This is a genomic window from Streptomyces uncialis, assembly GCF_036250755.1.
GTDB lineage: Bacteria > Actinomycetota > Actinomycetes > Streptomycetales > Streptomycetaceae > Streptomyces > Streptomyces uncialis.
On record NZ_CP109583.1, the window covers coordinates 2,735,538 to 2,758,343 of the forward strand.

Below are 22,806 nucleotides of genomic sequence, written 5' to 3' on the forward strand. Positions count from 1 at the left end.
CCGGCGCGACCCGGACGGCGATCGCTAGCTGTCGAACCCGAGCCCCAGCCGGTCCATCGTGCGCAGCCACAGATTGCGGTGCCCCTCGTTGGCGTCGGCACGGGCGAGGGACCACTTGGTGAGCGCGATCCCCGTCCACGCGAACGGTTCGGGCGGGAACGGCAGCGGCTTCCTGCGGACCATCTCCAGCTCCGTGCGCTCGGTCCGCTCCCCCGCGAGCAGGTCCAGCATCACCTCGCCGCCGAAGCGGGTGGCGCCTACGCCCAGCCCGGTGTACCCGGCGGCATAGGCGACCCGGCCGCCGTGGGCGGTGCCGAAGAACGCCGAGAACCGTGAACAGGTGTCGATCGCCCCGCCCCACGCATGGCTGAAACGGACCCCTTCGAGCTGCGGGAAATACCGGAAGAAGTGCGCGGCGAGCTTCGCGTACGTCTCGGGCCGGTCGTCGTGCTCGGCGCTCAGCCGCCCGCCGTACGGGTACACCGCGTCGTACCCGCCCCACAGCACCCGCCGGTCGGCGGAGAGCCGGAAGTAGTGGAACTGGTTGGCGCTGTCCCCGAGTCCCTGGCGGTTGGCCCAGCCGACGGACGCCAGCTGCGCCTCGGTCAGCGGCTGGGTCATCAGCGCGTAGTCGTACACCGGGACCGTGTACGGGCGCACCCGCTTGACCAGCGACGGGAACACATTGGTGCCGAGCGCGACCCGCCGCGCGAAGATCCTGCCGTACGGGGTGCGCACCGCCATGCCCGCGCCCCGGGCGAGCAGGGTCAGGGCGGGGGTGTGCTCGTACACCCGGACGCCCAGCGACACACAGGCGCGTTTGAGGCCCCAGGCGAGCCGGGCCGGGTTCAGCATCGCCACCCCGTCCCGGTCCCAGACACCCGCGCGGAACAGCGGTGAGTCGACCTCGCCGCGCACGGCGTCCTCGTCCAGGAACTCCCGGCCGTCCGCGAGACCCCGGCGGCGCATGTCCTGGTACCAGGCGCGCATCTCGTCGGCCTGGTACGGCTCGGTCGCCACGTCCAGCTCGCCGGTCCGCTCGAAGTCGCAGTCGATGCCGTAGCGGGCGACCGCCGCCTCGATCGCGTCGAGGTTCTGGACACCCAGCTTCTCCAGCCGGCCGATCTCGCCGGGCCAGCGCGCCAGACCGTTGTCCAGCCCGTGGGTGAGCGAGGCGGCGCAGAAGCCGCCGTTGCGGCCGGAGGCGGCCCAGCCCACCGAACGGCCCTCGACGAGCACCACGTCCCGGTCCGGGTCGCGTTCCTTGGCGAGCAGCGCGGTCCACAGTCCGCTGTAGCCGCCGCCGACCACCAGCAGATCGCAGTGCTCGGTACCGGTGAGCGCGGGCTCGGCGGGGGGCCTGCCGGGGTCGTCCAGCCAGAAGGGGACGGGCCGCGCGTCGGCGAGGGACGTGGTCCAGCGGGTCATGGCACTCGGGGCCATGATCTCAACTCCCTACAGGGATCGTACGGTTGTGCCGTGGTACGGGGGATCTCGCGCGGGCGCGGTTATGCGTGACGCTTTCTGCGGCGGTTCCCGATCACCATGCTGATCAGCACGAACAGTACGGCGATCAGGAACATGGCCGTACCGATGACATTGATCTGAACGGGTGTTCCGCGCTGCGCCGAACCCCAGACGAACATGGGGAACGTGACGGTGGAACCCGCGTTGAAATTGGTGATGATGAAATCGTCGAAGGACAGGGCGAAGGCGAGCAGCGCGCCCGCCGCGATCCCGGGCGCCGCGATCGGCAGGGTCACCCGGAGAAATGTCTGGACGGGGCCCGCGTAGAGGTCCTGGGCGGCCTGTTCCAGACGGGGGTCCATCGACATGACCCGCGCCTTGACGGCGGTCACCACAAAACTCAGACAGAACATGATGTGCGCGATCAGCACCGTCCAGAAACCGAGTTCCGCGCCCATGTTGAGGAACAGCGTCAGCAGCGAGGCGGCCATCACGACCTCGGGCATGGCCATCGGCAGGAAGATCAGCGAACTGACCGCTCCCCGGGCCCGGAAACGATATCTGACCAGGGCGAACGCGATCATCACCCCGAGGACCGTGGCCCCGATGGTGGCGAAGGCGGCGATCCGCAGACTGAGCGAGAGCGAACCGCACAGATCGGCGACGCCGCACGGGTCCCGCCAGGCGTCGGTGGAGAAGTTCTGCCACTCGTAGTTGAAGCGGCCCTTCGGTTTGTTGAAGGAGAACACCGTGACAACGACATTCGGCAGCAGCAGATATCCGAGGGTCAGCAGACCGGCGATGACGACGAGATTTCGGCGAATCCAGCGCAGAACGGCCATCAGACCAGATCCTCCGTCCCGGACTTGCGGATGTACAGCGTGACGATGACGAGGATCGCGGCCATCACGATGAACGACAGCGCGGCGGCCGTCGGATAGTCGAGAACCCTCAGGAACTGCGTCTGGATGACATTGCCGATCATTCGGGTGTCGGTGGAACCGAGGAGATCGGCGTTCACATAGTCACCGGAGGCGGGAATGAAGGTGAGCAGCGTCCCGGAGACCACACCCGGCATCGACAGCGGCAGGGTCACCTTGCGGAAGGTGGTGAAGGGCCGGGCGTAGAGATCGCCGGAGGCTTCGTGGAGCCGTCCGTCGATGCGCTCCAGCGAGGTGTACAGCGGCAGGATCATGAACGGCAGGAAGTTGTAGGTGAGTCCGCAGATCACCGCGAGCGGGGTCGCGAGGACGCGCTCCCCGTCGGTCATCCCGAGCCAGCTGGTCACATCCAGGATGTGCAGGGTGTTGAGGAGTTCGACCAGCGGTCCGCTGTCGGCGAGGATCGTCTTCCAGGCCAGGGTGCGGATCAGGAAGCTGGTGAAGAACGGCGCGATGACCAGGACGAGGACGACATTGCGCCAGCGTCCCGCGCGGAACGCGATCAGATACGCCAGCGGATAGCCGAGCAGCAGGCACAGCACGGTCGCGGACCCGGCGTAGAGCACCGAGCGCAGGAACTGCGGCCAGTAGTCGGTGAGCGCCTCCCAGTACGTGGCGAAGTGCCAGGTGACCTCGAAGCCCTCCTCCAGGGACCCGGTCTGTACGGAGGTGGACGCCTGGTAGACCAGCGGCAGGGCGAAGAACACCAGCAGCCACAGGATGCCCGGCAGCAGCAGCCAGTAGGGGGTGAGTCTGCCGCGTCTGCGCGGCGGGCGGGCCGCCGGCCCGGGGGCCGTGTCCGCCGGCGCCCCGGGGGCGTCGGTGACCGTACTCATGCGGCCTCCTCCACCGACTCGACACCCGCGTCGATGTCCTGGGCCGCGTCGAGGCCGAAGGTGTGGCCCGGGTTCCAGTGCAGGACGACCGGGGTGCCCGGGACCAGCCGGTCGTCACGCTCGACGTTCTGGACGTACACCTCCAGCTCCGGGTGAACGGGGCTGTCCACGAGGTACTGGGTGGACACCCCGATGAAGCTGCTCGCGGTGATCGTCCCGGGTACCCGGTTGCGGCCGCCGGGTATCGCGTCGGCGTCGTCCGCGTGGGTGAGGGACATCTTCTCCGGCCGGACCCCGGCCAGGACCTTGCCCCCGCCGCCGGTCGGCGCCGAGCAGCGGGCCGCCGGGAGCACCAGCCTGCTGTCCGCGACGGTGAGCACCAGTTCCTCGCCGGAGCGGCTGTCCACGGTCGCCTCGATGAGGTTGGAGGTACCGAGGAAGTTCGCGACGAACGTGGTGCGCGGGTTCTCGTAGAGGTCGGCGGGCGCCCCGAGCTGTTCGACCCGGCCCTTGTTCATCACCGCGACCGTGTCGGCCATCGTCATGGCCTCCTCCTGGTCGTGGGTGACATGGACGAACGTGATGCCGACCTCGGTCTGGATGCGCTTGAGTTCGAGCTGCATCTGGCGGCGCAGCTTGAGGTCCAGGGCGCCCAGCGGCTCGTCGAGGAGCAGCACCTTGGGGTGGTTGATCAGCGCGCGGGCGACGGCCACCCGCTGCTGCTGGCCGCCGGAGAGCTGGTGCGGTTTGCGGCGCGCGAAGTCACCGAGCTGCACCAGGTCGAGCATCTCCTCGACCTGCTTCTTGACCGACCTGATGCCGCGCCTGCGCAGTCCGAAGGCGACGTTCTCGAAGATGTCGAGGTGCGGGAAGAGCGCGTACGACTGGAAGACGGTGTTGACGGGCCGTTTGTACGGCGGCAGCGCCGTCACGTCCTGCTCACCGAGGAACACCGTGCCGGAGGTGGGCTCCTCCAGTCCCGCGATCATCCGCAGGGTGGTGGTCTTGCCGCAGCCGGAGGCGCCGAGCAGCGCGAAGAACGAGCCGTGCGGCACGGTCAGGTCGAGCGGATGGACGGCGGTGAAGGAGCCGTACGTCTTGCTGATCCCGGTGAGGCGGACATCGCCGCCGTGTTCGGTCGTCATGGTGGTTCCCGGGGTTCGAGGGGCGAGGGACACGGGCGGGACTCAGGGGACGTGCGGGCCGCCGTGGGGCCGTGGCCGGGGGTTCCCGCCGGGGGCGGTGCCGGTTCGGACGGGCCGTGCCGTGGGGCGCGGGCGGTGGCGGCCGGACGGGTGAGGAGCCGCGCGGAGCGGGGCCGGGCCGCGCCGGGTCAGGCGCCGGACAGCTTGGCGAACTTCTCCTCGTACGCCGTCTCCTCCTTGGAGCTGAGGGAACGGAAGGAGTGCGACTTCGACGCCATCTCCTTGTCGGGGATGATCAGCGGGTTCTCCGCCGCCCCGGGGTCGATCTTCGCCAGTTCCGCCCTGACCCCGTCGACGGGGCACACGTAGTTGATGTACGCGGCGAGCCGGGCGGCGGGGCCGGGCTCGTAGTAGTAGTCGATGAGCCGTTCGGCGTTGCGCTTGTGGCGGGCCTTGTTGGGGATCAGCAGATTGTCGGAGGCGATCATGTAGCCGCTGTCCGGGACGACGAAGTCGATGTCCGGGTTGTCGGCCTGGAGCTGGACTACGTCCCCGGCCCAGGCGACACAGGCGGCGATGTCGCCCTTGGACAGGTCGGAGGTGTAGTCGTTGCCGGTGAAGCGGCGGACCTGTCCCTTGTCGACGGCCTTCTGCACCCGGGCGATCGCCGCGTCGAAGTCGTCGTCGGTGACCTTGCCGGGGTCCTTGCCCATGTCGAGCAGGGCGAGCCCCATGGTGTCCCGCATCTCGGAGAGCAGCGAGACGCGGCCCTTGAGCTTCGGCTCGTCCAGCAGGTCGGACAGCGAGCGGACCTCCAGCCCGTCGAGGGCCTTGCGGTTGTAGGCGATGACCGCCGGGATGCCCGTCCAGGGGTACGAGTACGCCCGCCCGGGGTCCCAGTCGGGGCTGCGGAACTGCTGCGACAGATTGGCGTACGCGTGCGGGAGGTTCGACGCGTCCAGTTTCTGGACCCAGCCGAAGCGTATGAGGCGCGCGGCGAGCCAGTCGGTGACGTTGATCAGGTCCCGGCCGGTGTCCTGACCTGCGGCGAGCTGCGGTTTGACCTTCCCGAAGAACTCGACGTTGTCGTTGATGTCCTCGGTGTACTTGACGGTGATCCCGGTGCGCTCGCGGAAGGCGTCCAGGGTCGGGCGGCGTTTGCCGCTGTCGTCCACGTCCATGTACTCGGTCCAGTTGGAGAAGGTGACCCGCTTCTCCTTGTCCGAGTGGTCCTGCGACGACACCGTCTCCGTCCTGCCGGCCGGGGGGATGCCGCAGCCGGTGAGGGCCAGGGCGCCCCCGGCGGCGAGCGCGCCGCCCGTGGAGGCGCGCAGCAGGGTGCGGCGGGAGAGCGCGCCCCTGCCGCCCTGGAAACTGCGCCGCATGGCGGCCTTCTGCGCCGGGGACAAGGTCTCGGGCTCGGAACTCATGCGCGTGATGCCCTTTCGGAACAGGGGGACCGGGTTCTCGTCACGGCCGGTCCCGGCGGTCACGCCGCCTGGGGCGAAGGGGTTACCGGTCCCCGAAGATCGTGCGGTGCCAGTCCTTCCTGGCGACCGCGGTGTTGTCGAACATGACGTGCTTGACCTGCGTGTACTCCTCGAAGGAGTAGACGGACATGTCCTTGCCGAAGCCGGACGCCTTGAAGCCGCCGTGCGGCATCTCGCTGATGATCGGGATGTGGTCGTTGACCCAGACACAGCCCGCCTTGATCTCACGGGTGGCGCGGTGGGCCCGGAACACGTCCCGGGTCCACGCGGACGCGGCGAGACCGTAGGGGGTGTCGTTCGCGAGCCGCAGGCCCTCGTCGTCGGTGTCGAACGGGACGACGACCAGGACCGGGCCGAAGATCTCCGCCTGCACGATCTCGCTGTCCCGCGGGGCGTCCGCGATCAGGGTCGGCCGGTAGAAGGCGCCGCTCGACAGATCACCGCCGGGGATCTCCCCGCCGGTCACCACCCGGGCGTAGCCGCGGGCCCGCTCCACGAACGCGGCGACGCGGTCGCGCTGGGCGTACGAGACCAGCGGACCCAGGTCGGTGGCCCGGTCGAAGGGGTCACCGAGCCGGACACCGGCCATGAGGTCCGCGACCCCGGCGATGAAGGCGTCGTACAGCGGGCGCTGGACGTACGCGCGGGTGGCGGCCGTGCAGTCCTGACCGGTGTTGATCAGGGAACCGGCGACGGCGCCCTGGATCGCGGCCTCCAGATCGGCGTCGTCGAAGACGACGAAGGGGGCCTTGCCGCCCAGCTCCAGATGGAGGCGCTTGACGGTGGCGGTGGCGATCTCCGCGACCCGCTTGCCGACCCCGGTGGAACCGGTGAACGACGTCATCGCGACCCCCGGGTGCCCCACCAGATGTTCGCCCGCCTCCGGTCCGGCACCGGTGATGATGTTGACGACCCCGTCGGGGATGCCCGCCTCGGCCGCCGCCTCCGCGAACATCAGCGAGGTCAGCGGCGTCAGCTCGGCGGGCTTCAGCACGATGGTGTTGCCCGCGGCGATCGCCGGGAGCACCTTCCAGGCGGCCATCTGGAGCGGATAGTTCCAGGGCGCGATCGACCCGACGACACCGATCGGCTCACGGCGCACGTACGAGGTGTGGTCGGCGGAGTACTCCCCCGCCGACTGGCCCGCCAGCTGCCGGGCGGCACCCGCGAAGAAGGCAGCGTTGTCGATGGTGCCCGGTACGTCGAACTCCCGGGTCAGCTTGATCGGCTTGCCGCACTGGAGGGACTCGGCCCACGCGAACTCGTCCGCCTGCTCGGCGAGGACGGCCGCGAAGCGGTGCAGCGCGTCGGAGCGCTCGCCCGGGGTGCGGCCCGACCACTCCGGGAACGCCGCGGCGGCCGCGTCGACGGCCGCGTCCACGTCGTCGCGGCCCGCCAGCTGATACGTGTAGACGTCGTCGCCGGTCGCGGGGTCCACCACCGTGTGGGCGCGCTCGGAGGTGCCCTTGCCGAGCCGGCCCCCGATGTACTGGGCGCCGTCCGCGAAGCGTTCCTGTGCCTGGAACCGATGGCCCGGGTTGTGCATGACGCTCTCCTCCGCCGGCCCTTCCCGTCACCCGGGTGCGGCGTAGCTTCAGCTCGATTTGAGTGCCGATCCTGGCAGAGGCGTACTGGTCCAACAAGTGATTCAGTTGTTGCCTTTTGGTCACGCGACGGAATCTGTTGACCAGGTGTCGAGCCGAAGCGGAAAACAAAGGACGGGATGTCCGTGGTGCGTGGCACAGTGGCGTGCATCGGCCGGGCGAGGGGGAGAACGCGATGAACGCAGGTCAGAGCATGCGCGGGGAGTCGGTGGCGGAGGCCGTCCGGGGAATTCGTTCCCGGGAGGATCTGCTGGCCGTGACCGCCGAGGGAATTCGGGTGAAATACCTGCACTTCTGGCGTCACCAGCCGGCGGTGGAGGGCGAGGTCGACGGCGGTTGCTTCAGCCAGTGGTATCCCTCGCCGTTCACGGTCGAGGGGGTCGAGTACGCGACGGCGGAGCACTGGATGATGGCCGAGAAGGCGCGGCTCTTCGGTGACCCGGAGGCCGAGCGGGCGGCCGTCGCGGCCAGGCATCCGGCCGACGCGCAGAAGGCGGGGCGCCGTGTCCGGGGCTTCGACGAGGCGGTCTGGGCGCGGGAGCGGTTCGGGATCGTGGTGGCGGGCAGCACGCACAAGTTCGCCGCGCATCCGCGGCTGCGGGAGTTCCTGCGCGGTACGGGTGAGCGGGTGCTGGTGGAGGCGAGTCCCGTGGACCGGGTCTGGGGGATCGGGCTCGCCGGGGACGACGAGCGGGCGGGTGATCCCGCGCGGTGGCGGGGGCTGAATCTGCTCGGTTTCGCACTGATGGCGTGCCGCCCGCACGTAGGCCACTGACGGTCACCGTCCCCGTACGGGTCGCCTTCGCTTGCGCTTACTAGGTCCGTCCGGCGGGACGCGCTTCGTTCCTGTGCCGTCGCCCGGTGGTTTCGCGGTTCCCCGCGGGTCGCCTTCGCTTGCGCTTCCCAGGTCCGTCCGGCGGGACGCACTTCGTTCCTGTACAGGTCGTCCGTGGGTGCGCAGTTCCCCGCGCCCCTGGGTACTCGGTGCTGGGCGCACTTCGTTCCTGTGCCGTCGCTCGGTGGGTTTCGCGCAGTTCCCCGCGGGTCGCCTTCGCTTGCGCTTCCCAGGTCTGTCCGGCGGGACGTACTTCGTTCCTGTACAGGTCGTCCGTGGGTGCGCAGTTCCCCGCGCCCCTGGGTACTCGGTGCTGGGCGCACTTCGTTGCTGTGCCGTCGCTCGGTGGTTTCGCGCAGTTCCCCGCGCCCCTTTGGGGCGCGTCCGGTCGGTTCTTCGGGTCGGTGCCGGTCGGGATTCTCCGTCCTCGATCCGACACGCTCGGTACGACGTCCAGTGACCCGACTGAAGAGCATCGGAGTCTGCGAGCAGAGATTCCCGCCCACCCCCTCCCGTGGTCCGGCGAGTCCGCGAGGAGGGGGGTTCCGCAAGCGAAGGACCTTCACCTGACCGACAGCCTCAAGTGGCGCCCCAAAGGGGCGCGGGGAACTGCGCAAAGACGAGGACAGCCCCGCACCCGACGAACAACCCGAAGGGGCAGCATCCAGGGGCGCGGGGAACTGCGCGAGCAACCAAGAGCCACCCGCACCCGAACGAGAACCGCAAGCGGACGCGACCCCAGGGGCGCGGGGAACTGCGCACCCCCGGACGTACCCGCACAGGAACAAGTACGCCCAGGTGGGGAACCCCAGGGGCGCGAGGAACTGCGCGAGCAACCAAGAGCCACCCGCAGCCGAACGAGAACCGTAAGGGGCGCGGCCTCAGGGGCGCGGGGAACTGCGCAAAAACGACGAGCGACGGCACAGGAACAAGCGCGCCCAGTTGGACAGACCTCAGAAGCGCAAGCGAAGGCGACCCGTGAGGTCAGCGGAGACTCGAAAGCGCGAGCGAAGGCGACCCGTTGTCGTCGTAGAGGCTGTCCGGCCAGTTGCCGGGCGCGACGATCAGCAGGACAAGAAGCCCCGCGGCCAGCGCCGCGCCCACCGCCCCGCAGATGAGACCCGCCAGGGCCTGCCCCGGGTTGGACGCGAGCCCCTTGCTCGCCCGCGAGCGGGCGATCGCGCCGAAGATCACCGCGAGGGCGCCCGTGATCAGCGCCACCGGCCAGAGACAGAAGATCACCACCGAGATGATCCCGAGGACCAGGGAAGCGACCCCCATCCCGTCCCGCGGCGGCTGCGGCATCCCGCCCCAGCCGAAACCGGGGCCGCTCGGATACGGCGGCTGAGGCATCGCCGCACCGGGGTACCCGGGGTATCCGTGCGGGTACTGCTGACCCGGGCCCTCGGGCCCGGTCGGGGGCGGCGGCACCGGGCTGCTCATGGGCACCGTCACCGGCGGTGGGAACCCGGCAGGCGGGGTGGGATGCCCGGTGCCGGGCACGGCGAAGGGGTTGGGTGCGCCCCCGGTGCCGTGCGGCGTCGGCATCGAGGCGACGGTCGGCTGGCTGTGGGCCGGGGTGTCACCCGTGGGCGGCGCCCACGGGTCCCGGTGCGCCCCGCCGTTCCCGGCACCGGGGACCTCCAGCGGCGTACCCGCACCGGCCGGGGTGGCCCGCTTGGTGAGGTCGGGGCCCGAGGCTCCGCCGGGACGCGAGGTGTCATCGGCCGGGGGTACCGGCGCCCAGGGGTCGGCGGGAGCCGCACGCTCGGCCGACCCCGTACCCGTACCCGGGACGGAATCCGTACCGCTGCGGGGGTCGGTGGGTGCGGCGTCCGCCGGGCCGGCCGGGCCGCCGTCCAGGTACTCGGGACCGTCGCCCGGTCCCCCGGACCCCGCTGTCCGGTCGTCCGCGTGCCACTGCTCGCTCATCCGTTCGCCCCCTCCGTGCATGTCCCGACATGCTACGGCCCCCCGTCGCGCGGACCGCCCGGCCGCCTACGATGGGGCCGCAGCAGCGATCAGCCGATCACCGCGCCCGGCAGAGGCGCCGTTCCCGGGGAGGAACCCTTGACCGATCCGCACGCCTTCATCAACGGGCTGCCGAAAGCCGAACTGCATGTGCACCATGTCGGCTCCGCCTCCCCCCGGATCGTCTCCACACTGGCCGCGCGGCACCCGGACTCGAAGGTCCCCACGGACCCCGAGGCCCTGGTCGACTACTTCACGTTCACCGACTTCGCGCACTTCGTCCAGGTGTACCTCTCCGTCGTGGACCTGATCCGCACCCCGGACGACGTACGGCTGCTGACCTTCGAGATCGCGCGTGATCTGGCGCGGCAGCAGGTGCGGTACGCGGAGCTGACCCTCACGCCGTGGTCGTCGACCCGGCGGGGCGTCCCCGAGCGGGAGTTCATGGCCGCGATCGAGGACGCCCGCAAGGCCGCCGAGGCGGAGCTGGGTGTGGTGCTGCGCTGGTGCTTCGACATCCCCGGTGAGGCCGGGCTGGAGGCGGCCGAGGAGACGACCCGGCTCGCCGTCTCGGACCATCTGCGCCCCGAGGGACTGGTGTCGTTCGGGCTGGGCGGACCCGAGATCGGGGTGCCCCGGCCCCAGTTCAAGCCGTACTTCGACCGGGCCATCGCGGCGGGCCTGCGGTCCGTGCCGCACGCGGGCGAGACCACCGGACCCGGCACCATCTGGGACGCGCTGCGCGAGCTGCGCGCCGAGCGGATCGGCCATGGCACCAGCGCCACCCAGGACCCGGAACTGCTCGCCCATCTCGCGGAGCACCGCATTCCGCTGGAGGTGTGCCCGACGTCCAACATCGCCACCCGCGCGGTGCGCACCCTGGAGGAGCACCCGCTGAAGGACATGGTCGACGCCGGGGTCCTGGTCACGATCAACTCCGACGATCCGCCGATGTTCGGTACCGACCTCAACGGCGAGTACGCGGTGGCGGCCCGGCTGCTGGACCTGGACGAGCGGGGTATCGCCGCGCTCGCCAAGAACGCCGTCGAGGCGTCGTTCCTCGACCCGGCGGGCAAGCGGCGGCTGACCGAGGAGATCGACGCGTACACCGAGGCATGGCCGGCGGGCTGAGTCCGACGGGGCGATGAGCCCGGCGGAGGGGTCCCGGGGCTGCCCGCCCCGGGACCCCTCCCGCACAATGTGCGCATGCGCGCTGTCACCGCCGTCGCCCACCGCGGCGATCCCTACCGGGCCCGTGAGAACACCCTGCCGTCCCTGCGTTCCGCGCTGGAACGCGGCGCGGACGCCGTGGAGATCGATGTCCGGCTCACCCGGGACGGGGTGCCGGTGCTGCTGCACGACGCGACCCTGAAGCGGCTGTGGGAGCACGACCGGCCGCTGGACGGGCTCTCCGCCGACGAGGTGCGGGGGCTGACCGGCGGCGGGGTTCCCACCCTGGCCGAGGCCCTGCGGGAGACCGGGGGCAGCCGGGTGATGGTCGACCTGCCGGGCGCGGGGGCCGCCGGGGTGCGCCGGATCATGGGAGTGATCCGGGACTGCGGCGCCGCGGAGCGGGTGTACTACTGCGCGGGCGCCCGGACGATGCTGATGGTCCGGTCCGTGGACCCGCGCGCCGAGATCGCGCTCACCTGGACGACGCTGGCGCCGCCCCGGCCCGCGCTGCTGGACGCGGTGCGCCCGCGCTGGCTCAACTACCGCTTCAGCCTGGTCGACCGGGAGCTGGCGCGGCGCGTCCACGACGGCGGACAGCTGCTGTCGGTGTGGACGCCGGACACCTCCCGCTCGATGCGGCGGCTGCTCGCGGCGGGCGTCGACTCGATCACCACGAACCGCGTCGGCACCCTGACCGCGCTGCGCGCCCGTACCGCCCCGCGGGTGTGACAGGGCGCCGGTCTCACGGCACCCGGGTGAGCAGGATCTGGCCGCCTGCCGTGAGCGGCCGGGCGTCCACCAGAGCGCGTACCCAGCTGACGACGGCGTAGCGGCCGGAACGCATCGGCATCCGGAGCACGACCTCATGGCCCGGGGTGAGCGGGGTGGCTCCCAGCGCCCCCGAGAAGTCGACCGGCGGCGGGCCCGGCTCACCGGCGAAGAACGCCACGATGTCCGCCTCGGTGACCGCGTCGTCGGGCACCGGGTACAGCCGTGCCTCGGCGACCTGTTCCCGCATGGCGTTGACGAACCGCAACGGCTGGTCGGCGAGCACCCGGCCCCGCAGCGTGAACCGTGGCGCGCCGGCCGCGTTCTCGTGGGCCGTCAGCGTCCCGCACGGTACGGGTGCCCGGCCGCCGGGGCCGTCGGCGGTGACGGTGAGCGGGCGCACGTACTCCGCGCCGGGCGCCGGACCGCGGCCGATGCCGGGCATGAAGTCCAGGTACTCCAGCAGGAGATGACGGCCCGGGGCCAGGGTGACGGTGGCGTCCGCGACGATCCCGGAGTGGTGGGAGGCCCCGCCGAGCTGGGTGGCGGTGGCCATCATCACGCGGGACGCGTGGATGACGTCGGCGGGCGCCTCCGCGGTGAACAGCGCGCGCAGCCGGGTGCGGAACTGCTCCTCCGTGACGCCCGGGTGGAGGCGTACGACCCCGACGGTCCCGGTGCGGGGGCTGGTGTTGCGGACCCGGAGCGTCACGGCTCCGGCCACGGTCCGGGCCGGGGCGGTGAACGCGTCCTCCCCGGTGCCGATCTCCAGGACCGGCGCGGACGGGACGTTACGCCGTCCCCGCTGGGGCGGTGCCGCGCCGATGAGGGCGGCGGCGCCCGCCGCCGTCACGGCGGTCAGGGCCGCTCGCCGGGTCCACTGTTCCATGGGTACCTCCAGATACGCGTGTTCCCGGGGGCCGCATGAAGCACGGTGGCCCCCGCAGGAACTCCAGTGAATCCACGGGGCCCGGTGACGGTCATCGTGCCTACGGAGGAAAGGAGGTGATGGATGGTCAGGGAATCGGAGCGCTTCCCTGGGACCTGGTCCCGGTGGCACGCCCCGTCCGCCGCCGACCGTCCGGCGCCGTACCGGTGACGGACCCTAAGGGCCGACCCTGAGGTCCGGGGCCGTGGCGCGGTGTTCCACCCTGGCGTCCACCAGGGTCGCGAACCTCCTCAGCGACGATACGGGGACGGGACGCGGCGGACACGATGGTCCTTGTCGTCTCCCCCAGCCGCTCCCCGGAGGACCCATGCCCGGCACCCGTACCGCCGCCGTCGCCACCGCTCTCGTCGCCGCCCTGTGCGCGGGACCGCTCGTCGTCCCCTCGTTCGCCGCGTCGGGTACGGCGAAGGTGACCGCCGAGCGGGACGGCCTCGACCGTCCGGCGCTGCGCGCGGCCGTCGCCGGTCTGCCGCACGCCGACGCGACGGCCGCGCTGGTCCGGGTCGGCGGTGAGTACGGTGTGTGGCGCGCGGGCGCGGGTGTCCGCGATCTGGCGACCGGGCGGGACGCGATCCGGGACGGACGGTTCCGCGCGGGGTCGACCACCAAGGTCGTCACGAGCGCGCTGGTCCTCCAGCTCGCCGCCGAGGGCCGCGTCGACCTGGACGCCCCGGTCCAGGACTATCTCCCCGGCCTGCTGACACCGGAGTTCAAGCCGGTCGCGGTACGGCAACTGCTCAATTGCACCAGCGGTATCCGGTCGGCCTGGGCGGAGTCACCCTGGGACGAGCTGTACGCGGGACGGCTGGACACCGTCGACCACCGCAAGGTGGTGGCGGCGGCCGTCGCCCAGGGCCCGGCGCACGACCCGGGTGAGGTCCAGCTGTACTCGAACATCCACTACACGATCCTCGGCATGCTGATCGAGAAGGTGACGGGCCGCGCATACGCGCGGGAGGCGCAGCGACGGATCTTCCGTCCGCTCGGGATGGACGACACGTACTTCCCCGGCGCCGATCCGCGGATACGCGGCCCGCACAACCGCGGCTACCAGAAGGTGCGGCAGCCGGACGGGACCGCCGAGTACGTCGATGTGACGCGCTGGAACCAGTACGACCGCTTCGCCGCCGGGGACATGATCTCCACCACGGCCGATCTGGAACGGCTGCTGACCGCCCTGTTCAAGGGGAAGGTCGTCCCGCGACCGCAGCTGGAGGAGATGTTCACCGTCCCGGACGTGCCGAACTCGCTGGACCCGGCAAGGGCGGGCAGGGCGTCCATGGGCGCGGGCCTCCAGCGGTACGTCACCCAGGGCGGTACGGAGGTGTGGCTGAAGACCGGCGGCCGGTACGGCTACCACACACTCGTCGCCGGGACCAAGGATCTGTCGCGGACGCTGGTGTACTCGATCGGGTCGACGGACGCGAAGGGCGAGGGGATGAACCGGGTCGGGGAGGGGCTGGCCGTGGCCGTCTTCGGCAGGTGACCCGTCGCGGTGGGCGGGGGCGGCCGGGCGGCGCGTGACGCGTGTTCCGGCGCGGTCCCCTGTCCGTCGTACCGGTGGGCCGGGGGACGGCGATGGACGGGGTGTCCGTCGCCCTCCCCCCGGGCTCCCACGGAGCGCTGCGGCCCCTGGATCACCGGAGTGCGGGCGGTCAGCCCTCGATCGACGTCATCACGTGCTTGATGCGCGTGTAGTCGTCGAAGCCGTACCCGGAGAGGTCCTTGCCGTAGCCGGACTTCTTGAAGCCGCCGTGCGGCATCTCGGCGACCAGCGGGATGTGGGTGTTGATCCACACACAGCCGAAGTCGAGGACCTTGGACATCCGCATGGCACGGGCGTGGTCCTTGGTCCATACGGAGGAGGCCAGGGCGTAGTCGACGCCGTTGGCGTAGCCGATGGCCTGGGCCTCGTCGGTGAACGACTGGACGGTGATGACGGGGCCGAAGACCTCGTTCTGGATGATCTCGTCGTCCTGCCGAAGGCCGGAGACCACGGTCGGGGCGTAGAAGTAGCCCTTGTCCCCGACGCGTTCGCCGCCCGTCTCGACCTTGGCGTGGGCGGGCAGCCGCTCGATGAACCCGGAGACCTGCTTCAGCTGGGCCGGGTTGTTGAGCGGTCCGTAGAGCACGTCCTCGTCGTCGGGCCGGCCGGTCCTGATCTCGGACGCGGCCTTGGCGAGGGCCTCGACGAACTCGTCGTGGATGGACTCCTGGACGAGGACGCGGGTGGCCGCCGTACAGTCCTGGCCGGCGTTGAAGAAGCCCGCGGTGGAGATGTCCTCGACGGCCTTGGCGATGTCGGTGTCCTCGAAGACCACGACCGGCGCCTTGCCGCCCAGCTCCAGATGGACGCGCTTGAGGTCCTTGGCGGCGGACTCGGCGACGGACATACCGGCGCGTACCGAGCCGGTGATGGAGGCCATCGCCGGGGTCGGGTGCTCGACCATCGCGCGGCCGGTGTCACGGTCGCCGCAGACGACGTTGAAGACGCCCTTGGGCACGATCGCGCCGATGATCTCCGCGAGCAGCACCGTGGAGGCGGGCGTGGTGTCGGAGGGCTTGAGGACGACGGTGTTGCCCGCGGCGAGGGCCGGGGCGAACTTCCACACGGCCATCATCATCGGGTAGTTCCAGGGGGCGACCTGGGCGCAGACACCGATGGGCTCACGGCGGACGATGGAGGTGAGGCCCTCCATGTACTCACCGGCCGAGCGGCCTTCGAGCATCCGGGCGGCGCCCGCGAAGAAACGGATCTGGTCGACCATCGGCGGGATCTCTTCGCTGCGGGTCAGCCCGATCGGCTTGCCGGTGTTCTCGACCTCGGCGGCGATGAGTTCCTCGGCGCGCTCCTCGACCGCGTCGGCGATCTTCAGCAGGGCCCGCTGCCGCTCGCTGGGCGTGAGGTCGCGCCAGGCGGGGAAGGCGGTCGCGGCGGCGGCCATGGCGGCGTCGACGTCCGCCGCGCCGGACAGCGGGGCGCTCGCGTACGGCTCGCCGGTGGCGGGGTTGACCACCTCGGTGGTCCGTCCGTCGGCGGCGTCCCGGAACTCTCCGTCGATGTAGTTGCGCAGACGACGCAGCTCGGTGCTCACTGCCAGGCCCTCCAGTCAGCTGGGGTGGGTGTCTCGGTGGATGAGACACCCACCGAGAGCCGATGCTAGCCATGGACTGACGCTTTCAACATAGCTAGGCATGGATGACTACGAAATCCGTGCAGAAAGAAGCCTTCGACAACGAATTACATCGCTTTGGTCTTGCGAAAGCGCCGAGACGTCGTGCACAGTGAGGTCGTGGCCAGTCGTAGCGCAGACCCCAGGGACTCCCGGAACGGGAACGGCTCTCCCCAGCTTGACGCCGTCTCCCTCGCCATCATCGAACAGCTTCAGCAGGACGGCCGCAGGCCGTACGCGGCGATAGGCAAGGCGGTCGGCCTGTCGGAAGCCGCCGTACGCCAGCGCGTCCAGAAGCTGCTCGACCAGGGCGTGATGCAGATCGTCGCCGTCACGGACCCGCTCACCGTGGGTTTCCGCAGGCAGGCGATGGTCGGGATCAACGTCGAGGGCGATCTGGACCCGGTGGCCGACGCCCTGACCGCGATGCCGGAGGTCGAGTACGTGGTGATGACCGCGGGCTCGTTCGACCTCCTGGTGGAAGTCGTCTGCGAGGACGACGACCACCTCCTCGAAGTGATCAACAAACGCATCCGGGCCCTGTCCGGGGTGCGCTCCACCGAGAGCTTCGTCTATCTGAAGCTCAAGAAGCAGACCTATATGTGGGGAACCCGATAGCCGTGAGCAAGGACCTCAGCAGAACCGCGTACGACCACCTCTGGATGCACTTCACGCGCATGTCGTCGTACGAGAACGCGCCCGTCCCCACCATCGTGCGGGGCGAGGGCACCTACATCTTCGACGACAAGGGCAAGCGCTACCTGGACGGTCTCGCGGGTCTGTTCGTCGTCCAGGCCGGGCACGGCCGCACGGAGCTGGCGGAGACCGCCTTCAAGCAGGCACAGGAACTGGCCTTCTTCCCCGTGTGGTCCTACGCCCACCCCAAGGCGATCGAGCTGGCGGAGCGCATCGCGCACCACGCGCCGGGCGACCTCAACAAGGTCTTCTTCACCACCGGCGGCGGCGAGGCCGTCGAGACCGCCTGGAAGCTCGCCAAGCAGTACTTCAAGCTCCAGGGCAAGCCCACCAAGTACAAGGTGATCTCCCGCGCGGTCGCCTATCACGGCACCCCGCAGGGCGCCCTGTCCATCACCGGCCTGCCCGCCCTGAAGGCCCCGTTCGAGCCGCTGGTACCGGGCGCGCACAAGGTCCCCAACACCAACATCTACCGGGCGCCCCTCTTCGGCGACGACCCGGAGACGTTCGGCCGCTGGGCCGCCGACCAGATCGAGCAGCAGATCCTGTTCGAGGGCCCCGACACCGTCGCCGCGGTGTTCCTGGAGCCCGTCCAGAACGCCGGCGGCTGCTTCCCGCCGCCGCCCGGCTACTTCCAGCGGGTCCGCGAGATCTGCGACCAGTACGACGTCCTGCTCGTCTCCGACGAGGTCATCTGTGCCTTCGGCCGCCTCGGCACGATGTTCGGCTGCGAGAAGTTCGGCTACGTACCGGACATGATCACCTGCGCCAAGGGCATGACCTCGGGCTACTCCCCGATCGGCGCCTGCATCGTCTCGGACCGGCTCGCCGAGCCGTTCTACAAGGGCGACAACACCTTCCTGCACGGCTACACCTTCGGCGGCCACCCGGTCTCCGCCGCCGTGGCCCTCGCCAACCTCGACCTGTTCGAGCGCGAGAACCTCAACCAGCACGTCCTGGACAACGAGAGCGCGTTCCTCAGCACGCTCCAGAAGCTCCACGACCTGCCGATCGTCGGCGATGTCCGCGGCAGCGGCTACTTCTACGGCATCGAGCTGGTGAAGGACAAGCACACCAAGGAGTCCTTCAACGACGAGGAGTCCGAGCGCATCCTGTACGGCCATGTCTCGAAGAAGCTGTTCGAGAACGGTCTGTACTGCCGCGCCGACGACCGCGGCGACCCGGTCATCCAGCTCTCCCCGCCGCTGACCGCCGACCAGTCGACGTTCGACGAGATCGAGCAGATCGTCCGCGGAGTCCTCCAGGAGGCATGGACCCTGCTCTGACCGGCGGCCTGCCGAACGGGACGCTCCCTTAGTCCCTCCAGCTGTACGTCCACGGCCCGGACGCACCCTTCCGAGTGAGAAGGGGGCGTCCGGGCCGTGTGCTTTCCCGGGAGTCCGAGCGCTCCTGCCTACGGTGCCCAGTGACCGATCGGCCCAGGCTTCGTTCCCCCGTACGGGGGAAGCGGAACTGAACTGAACCGAGGTGTTCACCATGACGGCCCCGCCGGACAACGATGTGCTGTGGGCACGGGCCCTGCACTTCTCGCACCACGGCTCGCCCGGACTCACGGGTGTCTCCCTCGGTGTGCGCGAGGGCGAGATCCTCGCCGTCAGCGGCCCGCGCGGCAGCGGCAAGTCCACCCTGCTGCGGCTGCTGTCCGGGCAGCTGCTGCCCGAGCCCGGCGGCGAGGTGTGGTTCGACAGCACCCCCGTGCACTCCATGAGCGCCCTCGCCCGGGAACGGCTGCGCCGCGACCGGTTCGGCTGGATCGAACCACGGCCCGGTCTGGTCCCCGAACTCAGCGCCTGGGAGAACGTCGCCCTGCCGCTGATGCTCGCCGGGGCGCCCCGCCGCGAGGCGAAGGCCGCCGCGCTGGAATGGCTGGCCCGCCTCGACATCGCCGCCCTCGCCCGCAAACGGCCGCACGCCCTGCTCCAGGCCCAGCGCCAGCGGATCGCGTTCGCACGGGCCCTGGTCGGGACCCCGGCGGTGCTGTTCGCCGACGAACCCACCGCCCCGCTGCACCTCGCCGACCGTGCCCATGTCCTGCGGACCCTGACCACCGCGGCCCGCTCGCACGGCATCGCCGTGGTGCTCGCCACCCACGACCCGGACACCGCCGCCCTCGCGGACCGTACGGTGTCCCTGCTCGACGGCCGCCTCGTCACCACCGTCCACCTCCCCGGCGGAGGGACGGCCCAGGTGCCGGACGACGACCCGGACCCGGGTACGGACCACGGCACGGGCGGCGACCCGGACCACGGCACGGAAGGCCGGGCCGCGTGCTCGCTCTCCGTCTAGCGCGCGGCGCCCGCCCCTCCGTCCAGGCCCGCAGGCTCCTGGTCACGGTCGCGTCCGCGGGCACCGGATTCCTGCTGCTGTGCACCTTCGGCTACGCCCTCGGGCACCCCGGGGCCGCGTTCGGCTCCTCCCTGCGGCTCGCCTGGTGCGCCGCCCCGCTCGCCGCCACCGTGTACCTCGCGGTGGCCGTCGCCCGCACCGATCCGGCGACCCGGCCCCGGCCCGGACTCTCCGCGGTGGGCCTCGGCCCCGGCCGCCGCTCCGTCCTCGCCGCGGTGTCCACGGCCGCCGCCTGCGCCCTCGGCTCACTGATCGCGCTGACCGTCTTCCTCCATCTGCGCGGTGACCTCGGCGCACTGCCCCTCGGCGGGGCGGCCGGCGCGCTGCTCGCCGCCGACCAGGACCTGCCGTTCGCCGCCACCCTCACCCTGCTCACCCTCGTACCCGTGACCGCGTCCGTCACGGCCGCCCTCCTGCTGCGCCCCCGCCCCGGGCGTCCCGCCGCCACCGGCCGGCCCGGGAGCCGCGCCGCGACCCGTGACCCGGGCGACGACACCGACCCCGACCGGCCCCTGCTGCCCTCGGCGACACCCACCGGGCTGCCCTGGGGCGTGGCGCTGCTCGCGGCGGGCCTCGCCGTGGAGTCGTACGCGAGCGGGTCGGACGCCGCGCTCGGGCTGCGGCTGCCGGGCGGACTGGCGAGCGGCCCGCTGGGCGTCCTCGTGGGATGGGCCTGCACGGCGGTCGGGCTCGCGCTGGCGGGTCCCGCCCTGGTCCACGGCTGCGGCCGCGCCCTTCAGGCCGTACGGCCGGGGGCGGTACGGCTGCTGGCGGGCCGGGTCCTCCAGCAGGAGGCCCGGCGCATCGGCCGTCCCCTCGGGGTGGTGTGCGCAGTGGTGTCGGGCGCGTTCGCCGCCGCGGCGCTTTACACCGGCTCCGAGCCCGACACCGGGCCGCTGAGCGCGCTCGGCGCGGTGCTCGTGGTGGGGTGCGCGCTCGCCGCGCTCGTCCTCGCGGCGGTCGAGGCGAAGCACGCCCGGTCGCAGACCACGGCGGCGCTGCTGCGGCTGGGCGCGCCGGCGGTCGTGCTGCGGGCCGCGGTCGCGTTGCGGGCCGCGGCCCTGTGCGCGCTGTTCGCTCCGCTGACGTGGGGGATCGCGGAGCTGGCCGCCGCGCCGTTGGGCCGCTGACCCCCGTCCGGGGGGGGTCGCCGGTGCCCGTCGCCTTCGCTTGCGCTTCTGAGGTCTGCCCGGGTGGGCGTACTTCGTTCCTGTGCCGTCGCTCGGTGGGTGCGCAGTTCCCCGCGGGTCGCCTTCGCTTGCGCTTCCGAGGTCCGTCCGGGTGGGCGTACTTCGTTCCTGAGCCGTCGCTCCGTGGGTGCGCAGTTCCTCGCGCCCCTGGGGTTCCACACCTGGACGTACTTGTTCCTGAGCCGTCGCTCGTGGGGTGCGCAGTTCCTCGCGCCCCTGGGGTTCCACACCTGGACGTAAGTGTTGCTGTGCCGTCGCTCGTGGGGTGCGCAGTTCCTCGCGCCCCTGGGGTTCCACACCTGGGCGTAAGTGTTGCTGTGCCGTCGCTCCGTGGGTTCTGCGCAGTTCCCCGCGCCCCTGATGGGGCGCCCCCTGCGCAGTTGTTCGGCTGATGGGGCGTCCCTTGTGTTAGCCGCGCTAGCCGTTCTGCTGCGGGTGGCTTGATCCGACGGGGCTCAGGGAGTCGTGTTGTCCGGTTTGGTGTGGAGGATCTCGCGGGCCTGGTCCGCGGCGCGGGCGATGCTCTCGGAGACGAAGTCGACGAAGCGGGCGATGTTCTCCAGACGGGCGGCGGCCGGGGTGTCGGGGCCGAGGACGCCGACGCCCTGCCGGGCGACCTCGCCGAGGTGGGCGGTCGATCGGGCTCCGGCCATCGTGGACTGGTACATGACGTCGTTGTCGACGATGTAGCGCTCGCGGCGGCGCTCGTCACGTTCCCGGCGGATGAGGCCCTGGCTTTCGAGGAACGTGACCGCTTTGGAGACGGACGCCGGGCTGATCCGCAGGCCCGCGGCGAGTTCGGCGGCGGTGAGGCTGCCGGCGTCGGTGGTGTAGAGGTTGACCAGCACCCGCGCCGTCATCTTGGGCAGGCCCGATTGCATGAAGACGGTCGTGAACGTCTCCTCGTACGCGCGGACGGCTTCGGCATCGCGCCCGTGGGCCTGCGGCGACGTACCGGGATCCCCGGGCGCGGCCTTCCTGCGGCGATGGGCGCGGTGTTCGGTGGCACGGTGGGCGAGTTCGGCACGGTAGGCGCCGGGGCCGCCGTTGCGCATCACCTCACGCGTGATCGTCGAGGTCGGACGGCCGAGACGCCTGGCGATCTCCGCGTAGGCGAGCCCGTCGGCCAGCCCCAGCGCGATCTGCTGACGTTCCTGCTGAGTGAGTCTGCCTCCAGGCATCGCGATCCCCTTCGTGGTCTGTCGATGTCTCCAGGGTAGCGTTCACCCGCAATCCATTGCAACGACCCGAGAGAGATTCATTGCATTAGATTCCAAATCATTGCAACGAAAACACCACTTCCACCTGCATGAACAACACTTCTACGCAACGAGTCACTTGCCGCTTCCGGAAAGGCAACGTAGCTTTTCCCTCATCGGAAACAACGAGCCGAAGGAAGACATCATGCAGAAGTTCGACACCCCCGCCCCCGTGACCGCCGTCCTCACCATCCCCGCCGGCCGCGTCCGCTTCATCGCCGCCGACCGGTCCGACACCACGGTCGAGGTCCTCCCCGCGAACGCCGCCAAGAGCCGCGACGTGCAGGCGGCGGAGCAGACCGAGGTCGCGTACGACGACGGTGTCCTGCGGATCAAGGCCCCGGAGGCGAAGAACCAGATCCTCGGCTCTTCCGGGTCCGTCGAGGTGACCGTCCAGCTTCCCGCCGGCTCCCGCGTCGAGGGGAAGGCGGCCCTCGTCGAGTTCCGGGGCGTCGGACGGCTCGGCGACGTCTCCTTCGAGGGGGCGCAGGGCTCGGTCAAGCTCGACGAGGCCGCGAGCGCCCGGCTGACCCTCCAGTCCGGCGATGTCTCGGTCGGCCGTCTGGGCGGCTCCGCGGAGATCAGCACCCAGAAGGGCGACCTCCGTATCGCCGAGGCCGTGCGCGGCGCGGTCACGCTGCGCACCGAGTCCGGCGAGATCTCGGTCGGCGCCGCACGCGGGGTCTCCGCGTCGCTGAACGCCGATACCTCCTACGGCCGGATCGACAACGCGCTGAGGAACACCGACGGCGCCGACGCCGCCCTGACCATCCACGCGACCACCGCCTACGGCGACATCAGCGCCCGCAGTCTGTAGGAGAAGCGCCTCCGCGGCGGTTCGGTCGGGAACCACCCTCCCCGCACGGTCGCCCGGCTACGCGAGGGGGTGGGCGGGAATCTCTGCCCGCAGACTCCGACGCCACCAGTACGGCTACTGGACGT

General features: G+C 71.0%; 19 protein-coding genes. 9 read left to right on the forward strand and 10 right to left on the reverse strand.

The features are described 5' to 3' along the window. Positions 1–24: 24 nt before the first annotated feature. The 6 genes from OG711_RS11045 to OG711_RS11070 all read right to left on the reverse strand — a co-directional run bounded on the left by OG711_RS11045 (position 25) and on the right by OG711_RS11070 (position 7,425). Complete coding sequence (locus tag OG711_RS11045) at positions 25–1,443, reverse strand: NAD(P)/FAD-dependent oxidoreductase (protein WP_073793357.1); 1,419 nt, start codon at positions 1,441–1,443, stop codon at positions 25–27. Positions 1,444–1,508: 65 nt separating this feature from the next. Beyond that, positions 1,509–2,309 (reverse strand): ABC transporter permease, encoded by an 801-nt coding sequence (locus OG711_RS11050; protein WP_073793356.1) that lies wholly within the window; start codon positions 2,307–2,309, stop codon positions 1,509–1,511. Continuing rightward, a complete protein-coding gene (locus OG711_RS11055) occupies positions 2,309–3,244 on the reverse strand; it encodes an ABC transporter permease (RefSeq protein ID WP_073793355.1) in 936 nt (311 codons plus the stop codon). The genes OG711_RS11050 and OG711_RS11055 overlap by 1 nt, the downstream gene beginning before the upstream one ends. Then, the gene (locus tag OG711_RS11060; protein ID WP_073793354.1) at positions 3,241–4,389 is read right to left on the reverse strand and encodes an ABC transporter ATP-binding protein; all 1,149 of its coding nucleotides are present in this window, start codon (positions 4,387–4,389) and stop codon (positions 3,241–3,243) included. Before OG711_RS11060 ends, OG711_RS11055 begins: the two co-directional genes overlap by 4 nt. Before the next feature lie 188 nt (positions 4,390–4,577). Further along, the gene (locus OG711_RS11065) at positions 4,578–5,819 is read right to left on the reverse strand and encodes an ABC transporter substrate-binding protein (protein ID WP_073793429.1); all 1,242 of its coding nucleotides are present in this window, start codon (positions 5,817–5,819) and stop codon (positions 4,578–4,580) included. 82 nt (positions 5,820–5,901) lie between these two features. Next, positions 5,902–7,425 (reverse strand): gamma-aminobutyraldehyde dehydrogenase, encoded by a 1,524-nt coding sequence (locus OG711_RS11070; protein WP_329559162.1) that lies wholly within the window; start codon positions 7,423–7,425, stop codon positions 5,902–5,904. Between the two features lie 233 nt (positions 7,426–7,658). Between OG711_RS11070 and OG711_RS11075 the strand changes: the two genes are divergently transcribed. After that, positions 7,659–8,258, forward strand: coding sequence for an NADAR family protein (locus tag OG711_RS11075; protein ID WP_329559163.1), 600 nt, complete (start codon positions 7,659–7,661; stop codon positions 8,256–8,258). Between the two features lie 1,044 nt (positions 8,259–9,302). Here the strand turns inward: OG711_RS11075 and OG711_RS11080 are convergent. Further along, positions 9,303–10,250, reverse strand: a complete 948-nt coding sequence (locus OG711_RS11080) for a DUF4190 domain-containing protein (protein ID WP_329559164.1) — start codon at positions 10,248–10,250, stop codon at positions 9,303–9,305. 96 nt (positions 10,251–10,346) lie between these two features. On the opposite strand from OG711_RS11080, the gene OG711_RS11085 reads away from it, so the two are divergent. Together OG711_RS11085 and OG711_RS11090 are read left to right on the forward strand one after the other, a co-directional pair. After that, a complete protein-coding gene (locus tag OG711_RS11085) occupies positions 10,347–11,420 on the forward strand; it encodes an adenosine deaminase (protein WP_073793428.1) in 1,074 nt (357 codons plus the stop codon). A 75-nt stretch (positions 11,421–11,495) separates the two neighbouring features. Then, positions 11,496–12,191, forward strand: a complete 696-nt coding sequence (locus tag OG711_RS11090) for a glycerophosphodiester phosphodiesterase (RefSeq protein ID WP_329559165.1) — start codon at positions 11,496–11,498, stop codon at positions 12,189–12,191. Between the two features lie 13 nt (positions 12,192–12,204). Here the strand turns inward: OG711_RS11090 and OG711_RS11095 are convergent, their stop codons facing one another. Then, positions 12,205–13,119 carry a hypothetical protein gene (locus OG711_RS11095; RefSeq protein ID WP_329559166.1) on the reverse strand — a complete coding sequence of 305 codons (915 nt, stop codon included), beginning with the start codon at positions 13,117–13,119 and terminating at the stop codon, positions 12,205–12,207. 367 nt (positions 13,120–13,486) lie between these two features. Between OG711_RS11095 and OG711_RS11100 the strand changes: the two genes are divergently transcribed. After that, positions 13,487–14,665: a serine hydrolase domain-containing protein gene (locus tag OG711_RS11100; RefSeq protein ID WP_329559167.1), complete on the forward strand. Its 1,179-nt coding sequence runs from the start codon at positions 13,487–13,489 to the stop codon at positions 14,663–14,665. 169 nt (positions 14,666–14,834) lie between these two features. Here OG711_RS11100 and OG711_RS11105 read toward each other — a convergent pair whose 3' ends face one another. Continuing rightward, on the reverse strand, positions 14,835–16,274 hold the full coding sequence (locus OG711_RS11105) for a gamma-aminobutyraldehyde dehydrogenase (RefSeq protein WP_266507726.1): 1,440 nt from the start codon (positions 16,272–16,274) through the stop codon (positions 14,835–14,837). A 183-nt stretch (positions 16,275–16,457) separates the two neighbouring features. Here OG711_RS11105 and OG711_RS11110 point away from each other — a divergent pair, with 183 nt between their 5' ends. The 4 genes from OG711_RS11110 (at position 16,458) to OG711_RS11125 (ending at position 20,545) form a co-directional block, all read left to right on the forward strand. Continuing rightward, entirely contained in the window at positions 16,458–16,970 is a 513-nt protein-coding gene (locus tag OG711_RS11110) for an Lrp/AsnC family transcriptional regulator (RefSeq protein WP_073793346.1), read from the forward strand. Then, positions 16,955–18,334, forward strand: a complete 1,380-nt coding sequence (locus OG711_RS11115; protein WP_073793345.1) for an aspartate aminotransferase family protein — start codon at positions 16,955–16,957, stop codon at positions 18,332–18,334. The genes OG711_RS11110 and OG711_RS11115 overlap by 16 nt, the downstream gene beginning before the upstream one ends. Positions 18,335–18,545: 211 nt before the next feature. Continuing rightward, positions 18,546–19,355: an ABC transporter ATP-binding protein gene (locus OG711_RS11120; RefSeq protein WP_329559168.1), complete on the forward strand. Its 810-nt coding sequence runs from the start codon at positions 18,546–18,548 to the stop codon at positions 19,353–19,355. Beyond that, positions 19,337–20,545 carry a hypothetical protein gene (locus OG711_RS11125; protein ID WP_329559169.1) on the forward strand — a complete coding sequence of 403 codons (1,209 nt, stop codon included), beginning with the start codon at positions 19,337–19,339 and terminating at the stop codon, positions 20,543–20,545. The genes OG711_RS11120 and OG711_RS11125 overlap by 19 nt, the downstream gene beginning before the upstream one ends. A 515-nt stretch (positions 20,546–21,060) precedes the next feature. On the opposite strand, the gene OG711_RS11130 is transcribed toward OG711_RS11125, so the two are convergent. Next, positions 21,061–21,786 carry a helix-turn-helix domain-containing protein gene (locus OG711_RS11130; protein WP_329559170.1) on the reverse strand — a complete coding sequence of 242 codons (726 nt, stop codon included), beginning with the start codon at positions 21,784–21,786 and terminating at the stop codon, positions 21,061–21,063. A 223-nt stretch (positions 21,787–22,009) separates the two neighbouring features. Between OG711_RS11130 and OG711_RS11135 the strand changes: the two genes are divergently transcribed. Further along, positions 22,010–22,681, forward strand: a complete 672-nt coding sequence (locus OG711_RS11135) for a DUF4097 family beta strand repeat-containing protein (protein ID WP_329559171.1) — start codon at positions 22,010–22,012, stop codon at positions 22,679–22,681. Positions 22,682–22,806: the final 125 nt, after the last annotated feature.

Coding starts and splice junctions, on each gene's coding strand:
- OG711_RS11045 (WP_073793357.1), bottom strand. CDS start 1,443: ATGGCCCCGAGTGCCATGACCCGCTGGACCACGTCCCTCGCCGACGCG.
- OG711_RS11050 (WP_073793356.1), bottom strand. CDS start 2,309: ATGGCCGTTCTGCGCTGGATTCGCCGAAATCTCGTCGTCATCGCCGGT.
- OG711_RS11055 (WP_073793355.1), bottom strand. CDS start 3,244: ATGAGTACGGTCACCGACGCCCCCGGGGCGCCGGCGGACACGGCCCCC.
- OG711_RS11060 (WP_073793354.1), bottom strand. CDS start 4,389: ATGACGACCGAACACGGCGGCGATGTCCGCCTCACCGGGATCAGCAAG.
- OG711_RS11065 (WP_073793429.1), bottom strand. CDS start 5,819: ATGAGTTCCGAGCCCGAGACCTTGTCCCCGGCGCAGAAGGCCGCCATG.
- OG711_RS11070 (WP_329559162.1), bottom strand. CDS start 7,425: ATGCACAACCCGGGCCATCGGTTCCAGGCACAGGAACGCTTCGCGGAC.
- OG711_RS11075 (WP_329559163.1), top strand. CDS start 7,659: ATGAACGCAGGTCAGAGCATGCGCGGGGAGTCGGTGGCGGAGGCCGTC.
- OG711_RS11080 (WP_329559164.1), bottom strand. CDS start 10,250: ATGAGCGAGCAGTGGCACGCGGACGACCGGACAGCGGGGTCCGGGGGA.
- OG711_RS11090 (WP_329559165.1), top strand. CDS start 11,496: ATGCGCGCTGTCACCGCCGTCGCCCACCGCGGCGATCCCTACCGGGCC.
- OG711_RS11095 (WP_329559166.1), bottom strand. CDS start 13,119: ATGGAACAGTGGACCCGGCGAGCGGCCCTGACCGCCGTGACGGCGGCG.
- OG711_RS11100 (WP_329559167.1), top strand. CDS start 13,487: ATGCCCGGCACCCGTACCGCCGCCGTCGCCACCGCTCTCGTCGCCGCC.
- OG711_RS11120 (WP_329559168.1), top strand. CDS start 18,546: ATGACGGCCCCGCCGGACAACGATGTGCTGTGGGCACGGGCCCTGCAC.
- OG711_RS11130 (WP_329559170.1), bottom strand. CDS start 21,786: ATGCCTGGAGGCAGACTCACTCAGCAGGAACGTCAGCAGATCGCGCTG.
- OG711_RS11135 (WP_329559171.1), top strand. CDS start 22,010: ATGCAGAAGTTCGACACCCCCGCCCCCGTGACCGCCGTCCTCACCATC.